Source organism: Clostridium sp. CTA-17 (assembly GCF_054767895.1).
In genome coordinates this window covers 198,456-218,613 of the sequence record NZ_BAAABF010000003.1, presented here as the reverse complement: position 1 = coordinate 218,613, position 20,158 = coordinate 198,456, and the positions used below count along the sequence as shown (strand labels likewise).

Below are 20,158 nucleotides of genomic sequence, written 5' to 3'. Positions count from 1 at the left end.
GTGATAATATGAAGTTTTCAAAAATGCATGGAAATGGAAATGATTTTATAGTTATAGAAGATTTAAACAATAAGTATTTAGGTAAAGAGGGAGAAATTGCTCAAAAAATGTGCCATAGAAGATTTGGAATTGGCGCAGATGGGATTTTAATAGTTAGAAAGAATGAAAATTGTGATATAGAAATGGTAATAATAAATTCAGATGGATCTTATGCTGCTATGTGCGGAAATGGAATAAGATGTTTTGCTAAGTATGTCTACGAGAAGGGAATAGTAAAGAAAGATGTGCTAGATGTTTTAACAGGTGATGGAGTTAAAAGAATCTTTTTAGAAGTTGAGAATGATAAGGTAAAAACTATCAATGTAAACATGGGATTTGGAGACTTTAAACCAAAGAATATTCCAGCATTATGTGATGAAGAAATAATAGAAAAAAAAGTAAGTGTAGGAAATGGAAATTTTGAAATAACATCTTTACTTATGGGTGTTCCCCATACTATTATATTTGAGGAGGAAAAATATCCTATAGAATGTGGTAGGGATATAGAAAAGTATGAATTATTTCCTCAAGGAACAAATGTTAACTTCTGCAAAGTAATTGATAGAAATACAATGGAAGTTAGAACTTGGGAAAGAGGTGCAGGCCCAACCTTAGCATGTGGAACAGGAAATTGTGCTTCAGTTATAGCTGCTAATAAATTAGGGCTTGTAGATAAAGAAGTAAAGGTAATAGTTCCTGGTGGAGAATTAAAAGTTAATATTGAAGATGATGGAGTAAAAATGATAGGTAATGCGTCATTTATTTGTGATGGCACATATTTATTTTAGAGAGGGAAGTAAGTAAATGAGGAAAGCTGCTGCTTTAAGTTTATTAGTATTAGTTATTTTATCAACAACCCTTGTGGGATGTAATTTCAACAAAGGGTCTAATGAAGAAGACAGTAAGGGAAAAAAGTTAAAGCTTCCTGAGAGTATTGTGTCTACAATTTCAGGGGAAGATGTTGAGTATTACGAAGTAGAAGGGGATTCACTAAAAAAACTTGATTTAGATCTTAAGGGTCATATGGAAGTTTATAGTGAGGAATTAGGTTTAGCTGTTTATAGGGAATTTGCTGATAAGGGAACAAACTTAATAATAACTAATGGAATTAAGGAACATAAGATATCAGTAGATGGAAATATAGAAGAATTAATTATTAGTCCAAAGGGAACTAAACTTCTATATAGATATAATTCTGGGGATAAAATAGGATACAAGGTTTTAGACTTACAAGATTTTAAGGAATTTGATTTTAATGAGAATTTAGCTATTTCTGGGGAGAATGTTAAATTTATTAATGAGGATCAATTAATTCTATATGGTGTTGACTTAGAAAAAAGACAAAGTGGGCTATATATTTATAATATTAAGGATGGAAGCTATACTTTAGAGAAGCAAATTGTTAAGGCTTTTATAGATTATATTGATTTAGTTGAAAATCAAATTGTTTTATATACTCAAAGCAGTATAGATGGCAAGAAAAATTGCTATATATATAATTTGGATAGTAAAAAAGAATCTGTTATTTCAAATGAGGTTGGAGAAATAGAATCTTTATGTAAAATAGGAAATGTAGTGTATTTTATTGGTACAAAAGGCGAAGGATTAAGAAGCTTGTATTCAATTGATATAACAAATAATAAACTTGATAGATTAGTATATGATTTTCCTAAAAATATATCAGAGAAATCAAAGTTAATTGTTGTTGGAGAAAATATATATTTTCTTGGGTTTAATGATAGCAAAGAAAAAAATGCACTATATAGATATAATCCAAAGGATAAGAGTATTAAACTTATAGATAGCAATAAAGGGCAGTATATTATTATAAAATAGTTAAAAGTTCTAGATTATTAAAAATTTTTAATAATCTAGAACTTTTTTTGTTTAAAAAAGAAATGCCTTGTCAATTATTACTGATGAGGAGGTTGATATATGAAATATACCATTAAAGATATAGATATGAAGCTAATGGAGAATATATCTAAGAATACAGCTTTAGAGATGAATTTAATTGCTTTAAAAGAAAGTTCAGGTAAGATATTTTTTTATACAAGCAAGGAAGAATCAAAGAAAAGGGAGTATTTATCCTTATTATTTAGAGAAAAAGAAATAAACTTTGTAATTGGAAATAAGGATGAAATAGAAATTTTAATTGAAGATTGTTATGGTGGAAAAAGTTTTTCTAAGGATAAATTTATTGAGGAAGAATTAATAAGCCTTATATCTTTAGGCATAGAAAAAAATACTAGTGATATTCATATTGAACCTTTAGAAGAATATGCTAACATTCGCTTTAGAATAGATGGAACTTTAGTTTTAGTTAAGAGAATAAAGAAAAATCTTTATGAAAATTTAGTCAATAAGATAAAGTTAAAAGCTGATATGGATATAAGTGATAAATTAAGATGCCAGGATGGGAAGATATCATTTAAAAATCATGGATATGATTGTGATTTAAGAATATCCAGTATTCCAAGTGCTTTTGGTGAAAAGTTAGTTGTTAGAATTTTATACAAGAAAAATGAGTTTATGAATATTGATAATTTGAGTTTAACGGAAGAGCAAAAAAATAAAATAAATAAACTTTTAAAATTAAAACATGGAATGGTGGTTATAAATGGTCCTACAGGAAGCGGAAAATCAACAACTCTATATGCATTATTAAATTCAATAGATAAGGATGGGATAAATATAAGTACTATAGAAGATCCAGTTGAGTTTACCATAGCAGGAATAACACAAACAAATGTTAATGAGAAGGTTGGATTAACTTTTGCTAATGGATTAAAGCATATATTAAGACAGGACCCTGATGTTATATTAATTGGAGAAATAAGAGATGAGGAAACTGCTAAAATTGCAATAAGAGCTTCTATAACGGGACACAAAGTATATTCAACAATACACGCTAACAGTGGCAATGAAGTTTTTAATAGATTATTAGATATGGGAGTAGAAGGATATTTAGTAAAGGAAGGAGTAAGCTCAATAATAACTCAAAGATTAGTAAGAAAAAGTTGTGAAAAATGTAAAGTGAAAATAGAGCTTAAAAATGAATTAGTTGAGAAATTAAAAGGTGTCAAGTTAAGTTTACAAACTTATTATAAAGGAACTGGATGTGAAGTGTGTAATTGGACAGGTAATAATGGAAGAAAAGCAATTTGTGAAATTATATTTCCAAGAGAATATAAAAGTACAGAAGATATTATTTGGGGAGAAGAACTATTAAAGGCATGTTTTATCTTAGTTAAAAATGGAGAAATATCTTTAGAAGAATATTATTTATTAAAGGAATGTGAGGGGTTAGATGTTTGGGTTTAAAGATGAAGCTTCATACATATGCTTAAATTTAAGCACATATGTAAAATCAGGAATGCCTATAGGACGATCATTGGAGTTAATAAAGAACACTGTAAAAGATAAGAAATACAAAGAATCCCTAAAGAGAATTGAGAAAAAGGTTTTAAATGGAGAATCTTTATCAAAGGCTTTTAAAGAGGAAGGTAACTTATATCCAGATTTAATGAAGGATATGATGAGGATTGGAGAAGAAAGTGGAAACTTAGAAGCGGTATTGGAAAAGTGTGCTAGAAATATATTAGCTGAAAAGGAAATAAAGAATAAAATTACTAAATCTCTTAGATATCCAGTTTCACTTCTTATGGGTTTAATTATTATGATTTTTGGTTATGTAACTTATATTTTGCCACAGTTTGTAGATATGTATGAGTTAAGGAAAATTGAAGGTTCTAAAATTATGACTTTATTAAATAATTATATTAAGTTTGTAGAAGAAAATCCTAATGTTGAAGTAATAGTTTTTTGTTATTTTTCCTGTGCCTTAATTTCGCTTTATCTATTATTTAAAGTAATACCCTCTGAAAAAATCTTAGAAAAGATAGAAGTATATCGAATGTATTATGAAATTAGAATATTATTTTTAATAAACATGATATTAAATAGTGGAATATCCTTAAATAATGCTTTAAGTGTCTTTGAAGAAAGCTTAAGTGATGTAAAGCTTAGGAAATATATTAAGAGTATAAATGAAGAATTAATAAAAGGCGCTACTTTAAGCAGGAGTATAGGAAAAATAAATGTTATTTCTCATGTATCAAAAGGGTTTTTAATAACGGGAGAAGAAAGTGGATTGTTTACTAAAAATATTGAAGAGCTTTTAAAAATAAGAGAAAAAGATTTTGATAGGGTGTTAAATAAAACTGTTGGAAAAATAGAGCCAGCAATGTTTATTATATTAGGATTTGTTATTTCAGCTATGATGCTTTTAGTTTTAGTACCTACCTTTGAAGGAATGAAATATGTGTAGGAAAAGAAAAGGATTTACCCTTAGTGAAGTAATAATATACCTAGCAATAACTTCTCTTATTTTAGCAATACCAACATCATTTATGATTATAAAAGATAGGGGTTACGAATTAAAAGTTGAAGGAGAAATAAGTAAGATTCATGATTTTTTAATGGAAGCAAAACAGTTATCTAAGAAAGATAATTTATATGGAGAAATAATTTTTGATATATTAGACAATAAATTAATCTATGAAAATGCTATTAGAACTACTTCTTTGAGGTTAAATGCAGTTAAAGTAAGTTTTAATAGAAATAATTTAATTACTATAAACGATACTGGGATGATTAGTATAGCTGGAACTATAACAATAATTGATAAAAATAATAAGCAAAGAGAAATAACCATAGTTCCAGGCATATGGAAAATTAATGTTAAGTGATTTATGAGGAAATATAGATATGGAAGATAAGATATATATAAAGAAAGGATATCTACTAGTAGATATGGTTTTAGCATTAGCATTAATATCAATACTTTTCTTAGGGATAGGAAAAAGTTATAGCACTTATATTAAAAACAACTATTACATTAAAGAAAAAAGAAAAGTAGTAGAAATTGTTAACTCTTTAGCTATGGAGTTAAAACACAATATATCCTTTGAAGATTTAAGAAGTATTAATAGTGGAACATATAAAATAAGTAGTTTAAAGATAAATGACTTAATAAATAATGATATTAAAGAATTTCTTGGGAAGAATTTAATATTACATAATAAAAATCATAATGATTTGGGATGGACTATTAATATAAGCCACTTTGATCAATATGAAAGTATTATTAATATAATTTATAAAAATGAAAAACCATATATAAGTGAAAATAAGGAGGTGAAAATATACAAATTTTTAGAAAAATCATTTCAAAATTTAGAAAATCAACCGCAAAAATAAGGAGAAAAGCATATTTATTAATTGAACTATGTATTTATTTAGGTGCTTTAGGAATTATAACCTTAAGTTTAACAAAGAATTTGATTTTTTATGTTAAGGAATATAAGAGATTTATTCCAAAAGAGAAAGAATTAAACTACTTGTTAGATGCAGAGATGTACTTAAATCACAGGTTTTGGGATAATATGGTTGAAGATATAAAGATAAATAAAGATGAAGATAAAGATTATATTGTAGTTAAATTTTGGAGAGACGGTATAGTATCAGAAGATAAAATAGAAATAATAAAAAATAAACTATATGTTTATTATAATTATACAGGATATGGACGGAATTATTCACCTGCACTCATAGAAAATGTTGAAGAATTTGATGTGATGGAAAAAGGAAATTTATTTTATATAAAATTAAAGGTTAAAAATCAAGAAGAAAGGATTTATTGTTATGAAAAGGCGTAAGGGTTTTGTTTCTATAGAAGTTATGTTAGTTTCACTAATTTGCAGCATGATAGTTACTATACTTATGGATAATTCATTTCAAAGGAGAAAAGAACTTGATAGAAGTTTTAAAATAATAGGTGCTAATATAGATAAAAATAATTCAGAGGAACAGTTTTTAAAGTACATGTTAAAAGAAAATATTTTGAATAAGGATACTTTTCAAGATTTAGATTTTTCTTTGAATAATATGAGGGCTAAGTACAGTGAGGAAGAGAAGATTTTAAATATTAAAAATAAAGATAAAATAAGTGGACTTTCTAGGGATACTTACTATGAAATAAAGGTTATAAATGATGATATTATCTTGTCAAAAAGGGGAAATTATGAGTTTGTTAATAAAAACCTTAGTAATTAATGATACAAATGATATTTCAAAACTTAAGGAGTTGAAGGATAAGAGAGTAAAAATTATTCTTTTAAATGAAAAGATATTTATAGAAATACTTAGAGTGGATAAAAAGTGTAACATTGAAGAAAAAATAGAACAGCTTATAAAAGATAGATTTTTTAATTACACACCTTTAGTTCATTACGAGGTATTAAAATATAACAAAAGTTTATTTTTAATAGTGTATTTTATTGGATGTGATGAAAGATTTAAAAGTTTATTATATGAAAGAAAGGATTTTACTTTAACATTTCCTGAACTTAAAAATAAAAATATATCAGTTTTTAATAAAGTTACTTTTGAACTTAAAAATTTAAAAATAAGTATTTACATAAAAGGTAAGCTAGTTTTATTAAAGAGTTTAAAAGATTTTAATATTATTGAAGTAATAGAGGAATGTCTTAAAAGCATAGAGAAAGATTTGGGAGTATCCGTAAAAGACTTTACTTTTAAAATTCAGAAAGAGTATTTAACAGAAGAGGTAAGAGAATGGTTTAAAGGTTTAAAATTAAATGAGATTAGAGGTGAGGAGAATTTATATCAAAAAATATAAAAATTTTTTACCAATTGAATATGTGGAGGAATATAACAAAAAAATAAAGAAAAAGTTAAATATATACATATTACTTTTATTGTTAAGTAATTTGTTTTTTTATGGGAAAATTAAGACTGAAAATAATAAAATAGAAAATTATTTAAGCAAAATAAAGGACGTTAATAGTGAAAAGTCTTTAGATGAAGAATTTTTAGAAGTTATAAATAAATTAAAGGAAATAATTAAAAGTGAAAAGATATTAAATTTAAATTTAGAGGGAAAAAGTTTTGAAGTAGAAGTTAATAGTAATTATAAAAATTCTATTATTAATGATATTAATAATATTAAGGGAAGAATAGAAGATATAAGCTTAGATGAATCTAATAATACTTATATATTAAAAGGAGAATTAAGGTGAAAAAGTTAAAATTAGATGTAACTTTAGCTAATATTTTTATAGTTATTTTATTGATACAAGGCATAGATCTTTTTCAATTAAAAAATTATGAAATTCCAGTAGTAAAAAATGCTATAGAAGAAGATAAAGATTTAAATACAGTATTAAAAAATATAGAAAATAAGGATTGTACTGTTTTACAATTAGAATATAAAGAGGGATGGATAGGTAAAGTTTTATTTACAGGCTCTTTAGAGGATTTAACTAATTATGTTAACTTATTAAAAAATAATAATATTAATATAAAAAATTATAAAATAGAAAAATCAGAAGAATTAAAGTGTTTTTTGGAGCTTAAGGTTGTATAGTCTTGTAAATTTAATGAAAATAATTGCATTTATTATTAGCTTTTGATAAAATATGATTGTTGTTTTACACTTTAAATAGTAAATAAGTAACAAGGTAACTCTAGAGGGTATTAATTTATCTTAAAGGGTTATAATATAAAATGAATTAATAGATTTTGGAGGGATACTTAATGATATCAGGAAGTGATTTAAGAAAAGGAACTACTTTTGAACTGGATGGACAAGTATACACAGTTATAGACTTCTTACACGTTAAACCAGGAAAAGGTGCTGCTTTCGTTAGAACTAAATTAAGAAACGTTATAATGGGTGGTGTTACAGACAGAACTTTCAACCCAACTGATAAATTACAAGAAGCTATAATCGAAAGAAAAGAAATGCAATACCTTTACTCAGATGGAGAATTATACTACTTCATGGATCAAGAAACTTTCGAGCAAATTCCTTTAAACCATGAAAAAGTTGAAGATGCTATAAAATTCTTAAAAGAAAACATGAACGCTGTAATCAAATTCTACAAAGGAGAAGCTTTCTCAGTAGAAGCTCCAAACTTTGTTGAATTATTAATCACTGAGTGTGAGCCAAGTGTTAAAGGAAACACTGCTACTACAGCTATGAAAACTGCAGTTGTTGAAACTGGTGCAACAGTTATGGTTCCTATGTTCGTTGAAGAAGGAAACACTATAAGAATAGATACTAGAACTGGCGAGTACATGGAAAGAGTTTAATAAAAAACTCGATTTAAATGTATTTAAGTCAAATTTATCTAGTGAATATAGATAAAAATAAATTTATGCTAAGCTTTTGAAGCTTAGCATATTTAATATAAGGAAGTGATTTCAGTGAAGGATATTAAAAATAACATTAGCAACTTACTTAAAGCTATGGATAAAAACACTGAGTTAGATAAAGAATTTAAGGATTCCTTACTTAATGTAATTTCATCTTTAGTTGATAAGGTTGAAGAGTTACAAGTTAATGTTGAAACTTTAGATGAAAATGTAAATCTACTAAATGATGATTTGAGTGGAGTACAGGATGAACTTTTTGAAGAGCTAACTTTAGAAGAGCTTGAAGAATATGATGATGAATACTGTGAAGTAGTTTGTGATAAATGTCATAAGCCTATATACATAGAAAAAGATATATTAAACAGATCTGAAAGTATACCTTGTCCTTATTGTGGAAATGAATTTGAAGTTTAATAAACTGTGCCTTATAAAAGGTACAGTTTATTTTTTTATCCAAAATTAGAAAATAGTTAGAATAGTTTTTTATGTAAAGTAATAAATTTAAATATAAGAAAAGAAGAAGCCTCCAAAAAAGATTATTATTTTAAAAATAATTAGAATAATTTCTTATGTAAAGTAATAGATTTAAATAGAAAGGAGAGGAGGTACTTTGAAAGAAATATTTGCTGTATTACCAGAGAAGATAAATTCTTGTTTAAAAGATAAAAGTAATTTAAATAAATTACAAGAGATTAGAGTTAAGGTTGGAAAACCTCTTAACATAGTTTTAGATAATACAGAAACAATTTTCAACTATGTAATAACAAGAGAGGATATTAAAGCCATAATTCAAAAAATAAGTAACTACTCTTTATATGCCTTTGAGGAAGATATAAGGCAAGGATATATAACTATCCAAGGAGGGCATAGAGTTGGATTAGCAGGTCAATGTGTAATAGAAGATAATTCTATTAAAACTATTAGAAATATAACTTCTTTAAATATTAGAGTTTGTAGAGAAATAGTAGGTTGTTCAAATAGTTTAATGAATAGCTTAGTAGAAAATAACAGGGTAAATAATACTTTAATAATATCTCCACCTAAATGTGGAAAAACCACACTTTTAAGAGATATTACAAGAAATATATCTAATGGAATTTCTCAAATTGGTTTTAAGGGAAAGAGAACAGTTGTAATTGATGAAAGAAGCGAAATAGCTGCTTGTTACAATGGAATTCCCCAAATGAATGTAGGAATGAGAACTGATGTATATGATAATTGCATAAAAAGTGAAGGTATGATGATGGCTGTAAGAGGACTTTCTCCAGAGGTTATTATATGTGATGAGATTGGAACTTATAAAGATATGGAAGGATTAATGATGGCATATAATTCAGGGGTTAGTATTATAGCTACCTTACATGGAAGAAATGTTGAAGAATTGTATAGGAGACCCGTTTTTAGGGAGATTGTTGAAAATAATATAATAAATAAAGTTGTAGTTCTTAGTGCTAAAAAAGGAATTGGAACAATTGAGGGTATATATAATGTTTAGAAATATTTAACATAATAAAATTAAATTTTCATAGGTTTTATAAAAATAGCACACCCATTTTAAATTAAATATTTAAGAGATTAAAGCGAAAAAGTATAAAAATAACATATATATTAGCAAAGTTATCTTTAATAGGAGGAGAAAATGAAATCTTTTTTTCTGATTATTATAGTTCTACTTAGTTCTTTAATTGGATACCTGTATGGAGAAGGATTTAGAAATAGACTTTCACAACTTAGAGAGTTAAAAAGAGCTTTAATAGATTTTGAAAATGATATTGTTTATACTTACACTCCTTTACCAGAGAGTATAGAGAGTATAGCTTTAAAAGCTAAAAGTCCAATAAAAGAATTATTTAATGAAATTTCTTTTAAATTAAAAAATAATGAAGTGGAAAATGTATATATGGCTTTTAAAGAAAGTATAAATGAACATAAGAAAGAAATGAATCTAGGGAATAAGGATTTTGAAATTTTATTAGATCTTTCAAAGTCTTTAGGAGAAACCAATGTAGAGGGACAAATTAAGATATTTAATTTAGCAAAGGAAAAGCTAGATATAGAATTAGAGATTGCTGAAGATGAATGTAATAAAAATACTAAGGTATATAGGTATTTAGGGGTTGCAGTAGGTGCAATGATAGCTATTTTTCTTGTTTAGTCTAATAGATTTTTAGAAAAGAAATTTTACTTTTGGACTATTTAATAAGAGTTAAGTTTTAGGGGGAGGCCATATATGTCGGATTTATCTTTGATTTTTCAGATTGCAGGAGTTGGTATAGTGCTTGTTATACTAGATAAAGTTCTTGATCAAAGTGGTAAAAAGGAGTATGCAACTTTAGCTAATATAGTTGGGGTAGTCATAATACTTACCATGATGATTCAACTTATAAGTAGATTATTTTCTTCTGTTAAATCTATGTTTTTATTTTAATAGATTTATGAAATACATTGAGAAGGAGGTGTCTATGACAGTAATCTAAGGTTTAAATAAAGAAAAAGATTACTGGCAAAATCAAATATGGATGTAGTTATACAAGTAATAAGCTTTGTACTTATAAGTTTATTTTTATATCTAGTTTTAAAAGATAATAAGAGCACCTTTGCAGTTTTTCTTCTTTTAGGAGCTGGCATAGTAATTTTTCTTTTTGTAATGCCTTATGTTAATGAAATAATAGCATTTATGCAGGATATAGCAAGAGAGTCTGGAATGGATTCATCATATATTGCTATAGTTATGAAAATTATTGCCATAGCATATCTTTCAACTTTTTGTAGTTATATATGTAATGATGCAGGGGTCACAGTACTAGGTAAGAAGGTAGAGTTTACAGGAAAAATTATGATTCTATTATTAGCTATACCAATAATGGCTAATATTTTGAATTCTATTTTAAGTATAATGTAGGAGCTAAGATATGAAAAAGTTGATAAACATAATATTATTATCTCTTATCTTTGTATTTTGCTTTAACTTAAAAGTTTTGGCGAATGATAACTTAGAGAGTTCAAAAGAAAAAATAGACAATGACTCAAGAATAGAAAGATTTTATGATTATATAAATAATTTAGAAACAGAAGAAGATATATTAGGCAATATGTCTGCTAAGGAATATATAATGAATTATTTAGAAAGTGGAGAAGATCCAATAACCTTAAAGAAAATAGGTGCTTCAATACTTAGTTATATGTTTAGAGAACTTAACATAGTTTTAAAGTTTATTGCTTCAATACTAGTAATTGCTCTTTTAAGTGCCTTACTTAAAAATTTACAGGATGCTTTTAATATTGAAGAAGGAGTAACACAGGTAGCATTTTTTGCTTGCTATGCCCTACTTATAATGCTTTTAACTAAAAGTTTCTTTATATCTCTTAATTTAGGGAAAGAAGTCTTAACTTCAATTATAGATTTTATGAATGTTATTGTTCCTGTTATTGTAATGCTTATAGCTACTTCGGGGGGAGTAACATCAGCTGTTACAATAGATCCTATAGTACTAGGGGCAGTTTCTATAACTCCTAGAATTTACACATACTTTTTATTCCCACTAATATTAGCATACTTTACATTACAGTTTGTTAATAATCTTTCTAGCGAATTTAAAATAGATAGAATGTGTAAGTTTATAAAACAGGTTGTTATTATATCTCAAGGGTTTATATTAACAATATTTGTTGGAATATTAACTTTAAGAGGAATGACGGCAGATACCTTGGATGCAGTGGCTGTAAAAACAGTAAAGTTTGCTGTAGATAATTTTGTGCCTATAGTGGGAAAGGCATTTTCAGATGCAATAACCACAGTAGCAGGATATTCCTTAGCTATGAAAAGTGTAATAACTTCTTTGGGAGTAATAGTTCTCGTTGTAATTGTAATTTATCCAATAATAAAAATAGGCCTTATGGCTATATGCTTTAAACTTACGTCAGCAGTTATTGAGCCTGTTGTTGATTCAAAGATTTCTAGTAGTGTGGAAACTGTTGGAGAAGCCTTATTTATGATAATGTCATGCATAATAAGTGTCAGCATAATGTTCTTTATTATGGCATCTATGATGGCTACGGCAGGTAATTTTATAGTAGGAGGATAGAAATAAGATGGAACTTTTAAAAAATTGGATTTCAACTCTTTGCGTTGTTATAGTCATCATATCTATTGCTCATATAATTTTACCTAATTCTTCAATAAAAAAACATGTTAAATTTGCATTTTCATTAATAATACTTTCTGTAATGCTATCACCAATAATAGGGCTTTTGACTTTAAATAAGGACATAGATGAAACTGTTTTTCAGGATAAAATAAGTGATGTTACAAGTAAAGATGAGGAAAAAAAGTCATTATATGATGAAGAAGCAATTTTAAAAAGTGTTGAGAAAAACTTAGAAAAGTCATTAAAAGATGAATTCTATGAGAATGAGTTTGAAGTTAATTTAATTGGGAAAATAGATTTTGACGAAGTGAAATTTAATATAGAAAAAGCAGAAATTACAGTTTTAGATGAAAAAAAAGTAAAAAAGGTAGATAAGGTTGTTGTTGGAAAAGAAAAGGTTAATAAAGAAGAGAAAAAGGATTCTTTTTTAGAAAAAGTTGAAAAGTTTGTTGAAAAGGAACTTGAAATTTCTCATGAAAATATAATTGTTTCATATGCCTAGGAGGTGGTATAAAGGTGCTGGGGTTCAAAGATAAAATGTCTAAAATTTTGAAACAGAAGAATATTACTAATTTAATAATACTACTTTTATTAGTTATAATGTTTTATTTAGTTGTGTCATATTTTACAGGTGTAAACAATATAACTAAGAATGAGAAAACTAATTTAGAAAAAGTATCAAAAGAGGATATGAATAGTAATAGTCAAAAAGATTCAGAGGTTTTAAGTTATCAAGAAAAACAAGAAAAAGATTTAGAGAGGATATTAGGAAAAATAAATGGAGTAGGATTAGTAGATGTAGTAATAAACTTTCAAAGCAGTGAAGTAAAAGTACCAGCTGTAGATAATTCTTCTCAAAAAAGCACTACAGAAGAAACTGATAGTGAAGGAGGAACAAGAGTTAATTCACAAGAAACAGATGGAGATAAAATCGTTATGTCAAATAGCTCTAATGGAAGTGAACCAGTTATATTAAAAACAGAAAAGCCAGAGGTTTTAGGAGTCATGGTTGTGGCTGAGGGTGCAGAAGATAGCAAGATAAAGTATGAAATAACAAAAGCAATATCAAGCTTATATAACATAAGTGTTGATAAGGTAAATGTATTAGCAATGAAAAAATAAAATTGAAATTTATGGGGGGTTCATTATGAACAGAAAACAAGCAGGGATAATTTTAACACTTTTAGCATTAATAGTTTGTACTGGCGTTCTAGCAACTAGAGTTAACAATCAAATTAAAGAGAGCATGGGAGAAGTTCCTACAGCTTTTGGAGAAAATGATGACAATGCAACTGAAACATCTTCAAATTATTTTTATGAATCAAGAAATTTAAGAGAACAAAAAGATTCTAAAACTATCGATAACTTAAAAGCTATAGTAGAAGATAAGAACACTTCAGCAGAACAAAAAGAAGAAGCTGAAAAAGAATTAACTGAAAAAACTATGGCAAGAGATTATGAAACAAGAATAGAACTTAGTATAAAGAGCAAAGGTTATGAAGATGTAATATGTTTTATAGATGGTGATAATGCTAAGGTTGTAGTTAAGACTAATGAAGAGTTAACTCAAGAGAAAATGGTTGAAATCCAAGATATAGTTATGAATGTATCAAAAGTATATGACGTTGATATAGAAAAAAAATAATTAATTGTATTGTAATTAGTTATTTGCTATAATGAACCTATAACTAATTAAGTTTCGTGAAGATTAGTAGGAGGGTTCAGCTTTATGAATGAAATGAATAGAGATGAAGCTAACTTAGGTATAGTTAATATATCTGATGAAGTTATCGGTGTCGTAGCTGGTATAGCTGCATCTGAGATAGACGGAATACTTGAGATAAATCACAATAATAGCACTGGAATAGGACATAAATTTTCAAAGAAAAGTTTAGGTAAGGGCATTAAGGTTAATGTAGAGAATGGTGAAGCAGTTATAGAAATTGGTGTTACTGTTCAATACGGAATTAAGATCCCTGATGTAGTTTCTCAAGTGCAGGAAAACGTAAGAAGGACTGTTGAAGCTATAACTGGACTTAAGGTGGCACTAGTGAACATATATGTGCAAAACATAATTATCTTAAAAGAAGAAGATAAAAATGAAATATTAAAAAAATAGTAGTCACCCTCTGATTTCAGAGGGTGTTTCATTGTGTTAAATCATTAACTATATGATTAATAATATAAATTAAGACAATAATACTAAATAGAGTATTTTCAAAACATAGGAGGATATAATGAATAGAGTAAAATCAAGAGAATATTTATTACAATTAGCTTACCAAATGGAAATAACTTCAGAAACTGCATTAGAAACTTTCAATTCTTTTATGGAGAACGAAGACATTTCTAAGGATGATTTAGATCTAGCATACATAAAATCAGGATTATTAGGAATAGAAGAAAATAAGGAAAAATTAGATTCTTTAATAGAAAGTCAACTTGTAAAATGGAAATTAAACAGAATTTCAAAAGTTAACTTATCAATTTTAAGAATTTCTACATATGAAATGTTATTTGCAGAGGATGTACCAGGAAAGGTATCAATAAATGAAGCTATTGAATTATGTAAAAAATATTCAGATAATAAATCAGTTTCATTTATAAATGGAGTTTTAGATAAAGTATATAAGAATATGCAATAGGGGCTAAATTTATTTTTACTAGAATGATAAGATTTGGAGGGGCAGGTAATGGATAAAATTTTAAGCGGAAAAACAGTGGCTATAGACATAAAGAGGCAAATTAAGAGTTATACAGAGGAATTAAAAGCTTCTGGAAAGTCTTTAAAAATATCGTCTATACTAGTTGGGGATGATGGAGGCTCAGTATATTACCAAAACTTCCAAGAAAAATTAGCTAATAATTTAGGAATAGACTTTGAGAAGATAAAATTAGATGAAAGTATTTCAGAAGAAAATCTGAAACTTAAGATAGAAGAGTTAAATAAAGATGACAGTGTAAATGGAATAATGCTTTTATTACCTTTACCAAAGCATATTGATGAGAGGGCAGTTACAAATTTAATAGATGCAGATAAAGACTTAGATTGTCTTTCTGAGTTAAGTGTGGGTAGATTCTATAAGGGTGAGAAGTGTTTTATGCCATGCACACCAAACAGTGTAATAACTCTTTTAAAAGCTTATAACATTGAAATTGAGGGGAAAGAAGTTGTTATTATTGGAAGAAGCAATATAGTTGGTAAACCTCTTTTTCAAATGTTTTTAAATGAAAATGCTACAGTAACAGTATGTCATTCAAGAACTAAGAACTTAAAAGAAGTTTGTAAGAGAGCTGACATATTAGTAGTAGCTATTGGAAGGGCTAATTTCATAGATTCTTCTTATGTTAGAGAAGGAGCGGTTGTTATTGATGTAGGAACTAGTGAGGTTAATGGTAAAATAACGGGAGATGTTAATTTTGATGATGTTTATGAAAAAGCATCATTAATTACACCAGTTCCAGGAGGCGTAGGTTCTTTAACTACGACTCTTCTTTTAAAAAATGTTTGTAAGGAGTTAGATTAGAATGAAACTAAAGACATTATCTGTTGGTGAAGTTAATAACTACATTAAAAAGTTAGTTGAAAATGACTTTATATTAAAGAATCTTAATGTCAAAGGTGAAATATCTAATTTAAAATTCCATTCAAGTGGTCATATTTATTTTTCATTGAAAGATGAAAATAGCAAGGTTAACTGCATTATGTTTAAAAATAATGCAGTTAATTTAGATTTTAGACTAGAAGAAGGAATGAAGGTAGAGGTAAAGGCTAGATTAGGTGTTTATCATAAAGAAGGAACTTATCAGCTTTACTGTGAAAATATTAAAAAAGCAGGAATTGGAGAACTTTTTGAAGAATTTCATAAATTAAAAAAAGAACTTAGTGAAGAAGGAATTTTTGATGAAAAATACAAGAGAGCCTTACCAAAATTCCCTAAGAGAATTGGAATAATTACAGCAAGGACTGGAGCAGCAGTAAGGGATATAATAAACGTAATACAAAGAAGAAATAAAGCTTTAGATATTATTTTATATCCAGCAAAGGTTCAAGGAGAAAATGCAGCAGATTCAATAATTGAGGGTATTAGATATTTTAATAATGAGAAATCAGTTGATGTTATCATCTTAGGTAGAGGTGGAGGATCTATTGAAGAACTTTGGGCTTTTAATAATAGAGAATTAGCATATGAGATATTTAATAGTAGAATACCTACTGTATCAGCTGTTGGCCACGAAGTAGATTTTACTATTAGTGATTTTGTAAGTGATATGAGAGCACCTACACCATCAGCAGCAGGAGAGTTAGTATCACCATCATTACAAGAAATGATAAATGATTTATTAAATAAAAAAGAGTTCTTACATAGAGCCATTGATAGAAGATTTTTAAATGCAAAGAGAGATGTAGATTTATTATACAAAGGATTAAAAGGTAATAATCCTACACATATAATTGAAAAAAGAATAAAAGAAGTAAATACCTTAGAAGAAAAGTTAAACTTTTTAGGAAAAAGAAAAATTGATAAGGCAAAAGATGAACTTATTGCTTTAAATAGCATATTACAAACTTTAAATCCATTAAACACTTTAGGAAGAGGATATTCAGTAATAATGGATAAGGAAGATAAAGTAATTAACAAAGTAAGTGAATTAAAAAAGAACGATATGGTAAAAGTGATAATGAAGGATGGTTCCGTTAATATAGATATAAAAATTATTAATGAATAAGGAGCAAAGAGAGATAAAATGGCTAGAAAAGAAACTAATTATGAAAGTATGGTTAGTGAATTAAATGAAATCGTAAAGCAACTTGAAAATGGAGATTTGACCTTAGAAGAGTCTATAAAAAGCTATGAAAATGGCGTTAAAATAATAAATAAACTATATAAAAAGCTCAACACTTTAGAAGGGAAAATAAAGGTTGTTGAAGATGAAAAAGAGGAAGACTTTGGAGGATACAGCAATGAATATTAATAGCTTAAAAGAAGAAGTTGATCAGTCTTTAAAAGCTTATTTTAATAAAGATAGAGAGTACAATAAAGTTTTATATGATTCAATGGCATATAGCATAAATGTAGGAGGAAAAAGAATAAGACCAATATTAATGCTTTTAGCTTACTATATTTATAAAAGTGATTATAAAAAAATATTAACACCTGCAATGGCCATAGAAATGATACACACTTATTCTTTAATACATGATGATTTACCATGTATGGATAATGATGATTTAAGAAGAGGAAAACCTACAAATCATAAGGTTTTTGGAGAAGCTATTGCTGTTTTAGCTGGAGATGCCCTTTTAAATGAAGCTATGAAAATTTTAGTTGATTATTCTTTAGAAGAAGGAAGAAGTGCATTAAAGGCAACTAAGATAATTGCAGACGCCGCAGGATCAGATGGAATGATTGGTGGGCAAATTGTTGATATAATAAATGAAGATAAGGAAGAAATTTCTTTAGAAGAATTAGATTATATGCATTTAAAGAAAACAGGGGAACTTATAAAAGCTTCAATAATGTCTGGGGCTATTTTAGCAGAAGCTTCAGAGGGAGATATTAAAAAATTAGAGGATTTTGGATATAAGTTAGGCTTAGCATTTCAAATAAAAGATGATATATTAGATGTAGTGGGAAATGCAAAAGATTTAGGGAAGAATGTTCACAAAGACCAAGAAAGCAATAAAAATAATTATATAACCATTTTTGGATTAGAAGAGTGTAAGAAAAAATGCGTGAATATAACTGAGGAATGTATAGAGATATTAAGTTCAATAGAAGGAAATACAGAGCCTCTAAAAGTTTTAACCATGAAACTTTTAGAGAGAAAATTTTAATAATAAAGGATTTGGTTTAAATGAGTGAAGTTCTACAGAAAATAACTGATCCTAAAGAAATAAAGGATTTAGATGAGAAAGAATTAGAAATATTAGCTGAAGATTTAAGAGAATTTTTAATTGAAAGTGTTTCAAATACTGGGGGACATTTTGCTTCAAACTTAGGAGTTATTGATTTAACAGTAGCTTTGTTTAAAAATTTTGATTTTAGTGAAGATAGAATAATATGGGATGTTGGACATCAATCTTATGCTTATAAGATATTAACAGGAAGAAAAGATAAATTTAATACTTTAAGACAATATGGTGGATTGTGTGGATTTCCTAAGAGAACAGAAAGTGAATATGATTTTTTTGCCACTGGACATAGTAGTACATCACTATCTTCAGCAGCAGGTATGGCTAGAGCGCAGAGGCTACTTGGAAAAGATAATAAGGTTATAGCAGTTATAGGTGATGGAGCCTTAACTGGAGGTATGGCCTTAGAAGCCTTAAACGATATTGGATATAGAAAAGATAATCTTATAATAATATTAAATGATAATCAAATGTCTATATGTAAAAATGTTGGAGGACTTGCAACCTATTTAAATAAGCTTAGAATGGGTGTAGGTTATAATAAATTAAAATCAGATATTGGATCAACTTTAGATACAACTTCTTTTGGGAAAAGAGTAAAGAACTCTCTTTCAAAATTAAAAGATGGTATTAAAAAAATTGTTGTACCAAGTATGTACTTTGAAGATATTGGATTAAAATATTTTGGTATAGTAGATGGACATAATATTAGAGAATTAAATGAGGTTTTAAGCATAGCTAAAAATATAAAAGGACCAGTTATAATACATACAGTTACTAAAAAAGGAAAAGGCTATGAATTGGCAGAAAAAAATCCTAATAAGTATCATGGAGTATCTCCTTTTGATTTAGAACAAGGAGTAATTTCAAAGTTTGCAAGTAGAAATTATTCTTCTACCTTTGGTGAAGAAATGATTAAATTAGCTAAAAATGATGATAAGATTGTTGCAATTACTGCTGCTATGCCAGATGGAACAGGATTAAAAGATTTTAGAACAGAATTTCCTGAGAGATTTTTTGACGTAGGAATAGCAGAACAACACGCTGTTACTTTAGCTGCTGGAATGGCAGCAGAGGGTTTAAAACCATTTTTTGCAGTTTATTCCACTTTCCTACAAAGAGCTTATGACCAAGTTTTACATGATGTATGTATACAAAAGCTACCTGTTACACTTTGTTTAGATAGAGCTGGCTTAGTTGGAGAAGATGGAGAAACTCATCAAGGTATATTCGATATTTCATTTTTATCTCCAATGCCTAATATGACTATTGTTGCACCTAAGTGTATAGATGAAATGGAAGTTATCTTAAAATGGGCAAGTAATTTTAATGCACCTTTAGCTATAAGATATCCAAGAGGTGGAGATATTGATGTTAATTTAAAACCATTAAGTAAAATAGAATATGGAAAATGGGAAAAGGTTCAAGAGGGAGAGAAGATAGCAATAGTTGCTACTGGCAAAATGGTTCAACATGCTATGATTGCTGCACAAAAGATAAAAGAAGAAAAAAATATAGATATTTTAATTATAAATGCAACCTTTATAAAACCTATGGATAAAGAATTATTAAATTCTTTATCAAAGGATGGATTTAAGATTGTAACTATTGAAGATAATATTAAAAAAGGTGGCTTTGGAGAAGGTGTTCTAGAATATTTAAATGAAATTGGACATAAAGAAAAAGTTGTTACATTAGCATTTAATGATAAGTTTATAGAACATGGTAAGCCTGATATTTTATATAAAATTAATGGGTTAGATGCAGAAGGAATAAAAAACACATTAATTGAATTACTTTAAAGGAGAACATT

At 27.4% G+C, this 20,158-nt stretch carries 28 protein-coding genes; all 28 read left to right on the top strand.

Annotation, left to right across the window (positions count from 1 at the left end; translation table 11 throughout):
* Nucleotides 1-8: 8 nt before the first annotated feature.
* The 28 genes from dapF to dxs all read left to right on the top strand — a co-directional run bounded on the left by dapF (nucleotide 9) and on the right by dxs (nucleotide 20,147).
* On the top strand, nucleotides 9-827 hold the full coding sequence (gene dapF, locus ACYUCG_RS07595) for a diaminopimelate epimerase (RefSeq protein WP_283677901.1): 819 nt from the start codon (nucleotides 9-11) through the stop codon (nucleotides 825-827).
* 16 nt (nucleotides 828-843) lie between these two features.
* Nucleotides 844-1,875, top strand: coding sequence for a beta-propeller domain-containing protein (locus tag ACYUCG_RS07590; protein WP_283677900.1), 1,032 nt, complete (start codon nucleotides 844-846; stop codon nucleotides 1,873-1,875).
* A 99-nt stretch (nucleotides 1,876-1,974) separates the two neighbouring features.
* A complete protein-coding gene (locus tag ACYUCG_RS07585; protein WP_460268381.1) occupies nucleotides 1,975-3,363 on the top strand; it encodes a GspE/PulE family protein in 1,389 nt (462 codons plus the stop codon).
* Nucleotides 3,350-4,369 (top strand): type II secretion system F family protein, encoded by a 1,020-nt coding sequence (locus tag ACYUCG_RS07580; protein ID WP_460268380.1) that lies wholly within the window; start codon nucleotides 3,350-3,352, stop codon nucleotides 4,367-4,369. The genes ACYUCG_RS07585 and ACYUCG_RS07580 overlap by 14 nt, the downstream gene beginning before the upstream one ends.
* On the top strand, nucleotides 4,362-4,790 hold the full coding sequence (locus ACYUCG_RS07575; protein ID WP_240298587.1) for a prepilin-type N-terminal cleavage/methylation domain-containing protein: 429 nt from the start codon (nucleotides 4,362-4,364) through the stop codon (nucleotides 4,788-4,790). Before ACYUCG_RS07580 ends, ACYUCG_RS07575 begins: the two co-directional genes overlap by 8 nt.
* 19 nt (nucleotides 4,791-4,809) lie before the next feature.
* Nucleotides 4,810-5,301, top strand: coding sequence for a type II secretion system protein (locus ACYUCG_RS07570; RefSeq protein WP_283677898.1), 492 nt, complete (start codon nucleotides 4,810-4,812; stop codon nucleotides 5,299-5,301).
* Between the two features lie 155 nt (nucleotides 5,302-5,456).
* Nucleotides 5,457-5,759, top strand: coding sequence for a hypothetical protein (locus ACYUCG_RS07565; protein WP_333962545.1), 303 nt, complete (start codon nucleotides 5,457-5,459; stop codon nucleotides 5,757-5,759).
* Entirely contained in the window at nucleotides 5,746-6,156 is a 411-nt protein-coding gene (locus ACYUCG_RS07560; RefSeq protein ID WP_283677896.1) for a type IV pilin, read from the top strand. Before ACYUCG_RS07565 ends, ACYUCG_RS07560 begins: the two co-directional genes overlap by 14 nt.
* Nucleotides 6,131-6,742: a hypothetical protein gene (locus ACYUCG_RS07555; RefSeq protein WP_306424324.1), complete on the top strand. Its 612-nt coding sequence runs from the start codon at nucleotides 6,131-6,133 to the stop codon at nucleotides 6,740-6,742. The genes ACYUCG_RS07560 and ACYUCG_RS07555 overlap by 26 nt, the downstream gene beginning before the upstream one ends.
* Entirely contained in the window at nucleotides 6,702-7,142 is a 441-nt protein-coding gene (locus ACYUCG_RS07550; protein ID WP_060795140.1) for a hypothetical protein, read from the top strand. The genes ACYUCG_RS07555 and ACYUCG_RS07550 overlap by 41 nt, the downstream gene beginning before the upstream one ends.
* Nucleotides 7,139-7,489 (top strand): hypothetical protein, encoded by a 351-nt coding sequence (locus tag ACYUCG_RS07545; protein ID WP_060795137.1) that lies wholly within the window; start codon nucleotides 7,139-7,141, stop codon nucleotides 7,487-7,489. Before ACYUCG_RS07550 ends, ACYUCG_RS07545 begins: the two co-directional genes overlap by 4 nt.
* A gap of 170 nt (nucleotides 7,490-7,659) precedes the next feature.
* Nucleotides 7,660-8,217: an elongation factor P gene (gene efp / locus ACYUCG_RS07540; RefSeq protein WP_003451649.1), complete on the top strand. Its 558-nt coding sequence runs from the start codon at nucleotides 7,660-7,662 to the stop codon at nucleotides 8,215-8,217.
* A 114-nt stretch (nucleotides 8,218-8,331) separates the two neighbouring features.
* The gene (locus tag ACYUCG_RS07535) at nucleotides 8,332-8,694 is read left to right on the top strand and encodes a CD1247 N-terminal domain-containing protein (RefSeq protein ID WP_003451464.1); all 363 of its coding nucleotides are present in this window, start codon (nucleotides 8,332-8,334) and stop codon (nucleotides 8,692-8,694) included.
* Nucleotides 8,695-8,890: 196 nt separating this feature from the next.
* Nucleotides 8,891-9,775 carry a stage III sporulation protein AA gene (gene spoIIIAA, locus ACYUCG_RS07530; RefSeq protein WP_060795135.1) on the top strand — a complete coding sequence of 295 codons (885 nt, stop codon included), beginning with the start codon at nucleotides 8,891-8,893 and terminating at the stop codon, nucleotides 9,773-9,775.
* 144 nt (nucleotides 9,776-9,919) lie between these two features.
* Nucleotides 9,920-10,435 (top strand): stage III sporulation protein SpoIIIAB, encoded by a 516-nt coding sequence (gene spoIIIAB / locus ACYUCG_RS07525; protein ID WP_460268379.1) that lies wholly within the window; start codon nucleotides 9,920-9,922, stop codon nucleotides 10,433-10,435.
* Nucleotides 10,436-10,510: 75 nt separating this feature from the next.
* On the top strand, nucleotides 10,511-10,708 hold the full coding sequence (gene spoIIIAC / locus ACYUCG_RS07520; RefSeq protein WP_003451671.1) for a stage III sporulation protein AC: 198 nt from the start codon (nucleotides 10,511-10,513) through the stop codon (nucleotides 10,706-10,708).
* An 87-nt stretch (nucleotides 10,709-10,795) separates the two neighbouring features.
* A complete protein-coding gene (gene spoIIIAD / locus ACYUCG_RS07515; protein ID WP_003451406.1) occupies nucleotides 10,796-11,182 on the top strand; it encodes a stage III sporulation protein AD in 387 nt (128 codons plus the stop codon).
* Nucleotides 11,183-11,192: 10 nt separating this feature from the next.
* Nucleotides 11,193-12,365 carry a stage III sporulation protein AE gene (gene spoIIIAE, locus ACYUCG_RS07510; protein WP_139933751.1) on the top strand — a complete coding sequence of 391 codons (1,173 nt, stop codon included), beginning with the start codon at nucleotides 11,193-11,195 and terminating at the stop codon, nucleotides 12,363-12,365.
* A 7-nt stretch (nucleotides 12,366-12,372) separates the two neighbouring features.
* Nucleotides 12,373-12,930 (top strand): stage III sporulation protein AF, encoded by a 558-nt coding sequence (spoIIIAF, locus tag ACYUCG_RS07505; protein ID WP_060795130.1) that lies wholly within the window; start codon nucleotides 12,373-12,375, stop codon nucleotides 12,928-12,930.
* A gap of 35 nt (nucleotides 12,931-12,965) precedes the next feature.
* Entirely contained in the window at nucleotides 12,966-13,550 is a 585-nt protein-coding gene (gene spoIIIAG, locus ACYUCG_RS07500) for a stage III sporulation protein AG (protein WP_460268411.1), read from the top strand.
* A 25-nt stretch (nucleotides 13,551-13,575) separates the two neighbouring features.
* Complete coding sequence (locus ACYUCG_RS07495) at nucleotides 13,576-14,073, top strand: SpoIIIAH-like family protein (RefSeq protein WP_003451536.1); 498 nt, start codon at nucleotides 13,576-13,578, stop codon at nucleotides 14,071-14,073.
* Between the two features lie 84 nt (nucleotides 14,074-14,157).
* Nucleotides 14,158-14,547, top strand: a complete 390-nt coding sequence (locus ACYUCG_RS07490; protein ID WP_003451410.1) for an Asp23/Gls24 family envelope stress response protein — start codon at nucleotides 14,158-14,160, stop codon at nucleotides 14,545-14,547.
* A 118-nt stretch (nucleotides 14,548-14,665) separates the two neighbouring features.
* Nucleotides 14,666-15,073: a transcription antitermination factor NusB gene (nusB, locus tag ACYUCG_RS07485; protein WP_057257478.1), complete on the top strand. Its 408-nt coding sequence runs from the start codon at nucleotides 14,666-14,668 to the stop codon at nucleotides 15,071-15,073.
* A gap of 48 nt (nucleotides 15,074-15,121) precedes the next feature.
* On the top strand, nucleotides 15,122-15,955 hold the full coding sequence (locus tag ACYUCG_RS07480; protein WP_415341957.1) for a bifunctional methylenetetrahydrofolate dehydrogenase/methenyltetrahydrofolate cyclohydrolase: 834 nt from the start codon (nucleotides 15,122-15,124) through the stop codon (nucleotides 15,953-15,955).
* Between the two features lies 1 nt (nucleotide 15,956).
* The gene (xseA, locus tag ACYUCG_RS07475; RefSeq protein WP_283683359.1) at nucleotides 15,957-17,159 is read left to right on the top strand and encodes an exodeoxyribonuclease VII large subunit; all 1,203 of its coding nucleotides are present in this window, start codon (nucleotides 15,957-15,959) and stop codon (nucleotides 17,157-17,159) included.
* An 18-nt stretch (nucleotides 17,160-17,177) separates the two neighbouring features.
* Nucleotides 17,178-17,405: an exodeoxyribonuclease VII small subunit gene (locus ACYUCG_RS07470; RefSeq protein WP_003478339.1), complete on the top strand. Its 228-nt coding sequence runs from the start codon at nucleotides 17,178-17,180 to the stop codon at nucleotides 17,403-17,405.
* The gene (locus ACYUCG_RS07465) at nucleotides 17,395-18,267 is read left to right on the top strand and encodes a polyprenyl synthetase family protein (protein ID WP_060795126.1); all 873 of its coding nucleotides are present in this window, start codon (nucleotides 17,395-17,397) and stop codon (nucleotides 18,265-18,267) included. Before ACYUCG_RS07470 ends, ACYUCG_RS07465 begins: the two co-directional genes overlap by 11 nt.
* 20 nt (nucleotides 18,268-18,287) lie before the next feature.
* Entirely contained in the window at nucleotides 18,288-20,147 is a 1,860-nt protein-coding gene (gene dxs / locus ACYUCG_RS07460; protein ID WP_460268378.1) for a 1-deoxy-D-xylulose-5-phosphate synthase, read from the top strand.
* The last annotated feature ends 11 nt before the right edge of the window (nucleotides 20,148-20,158 follow it).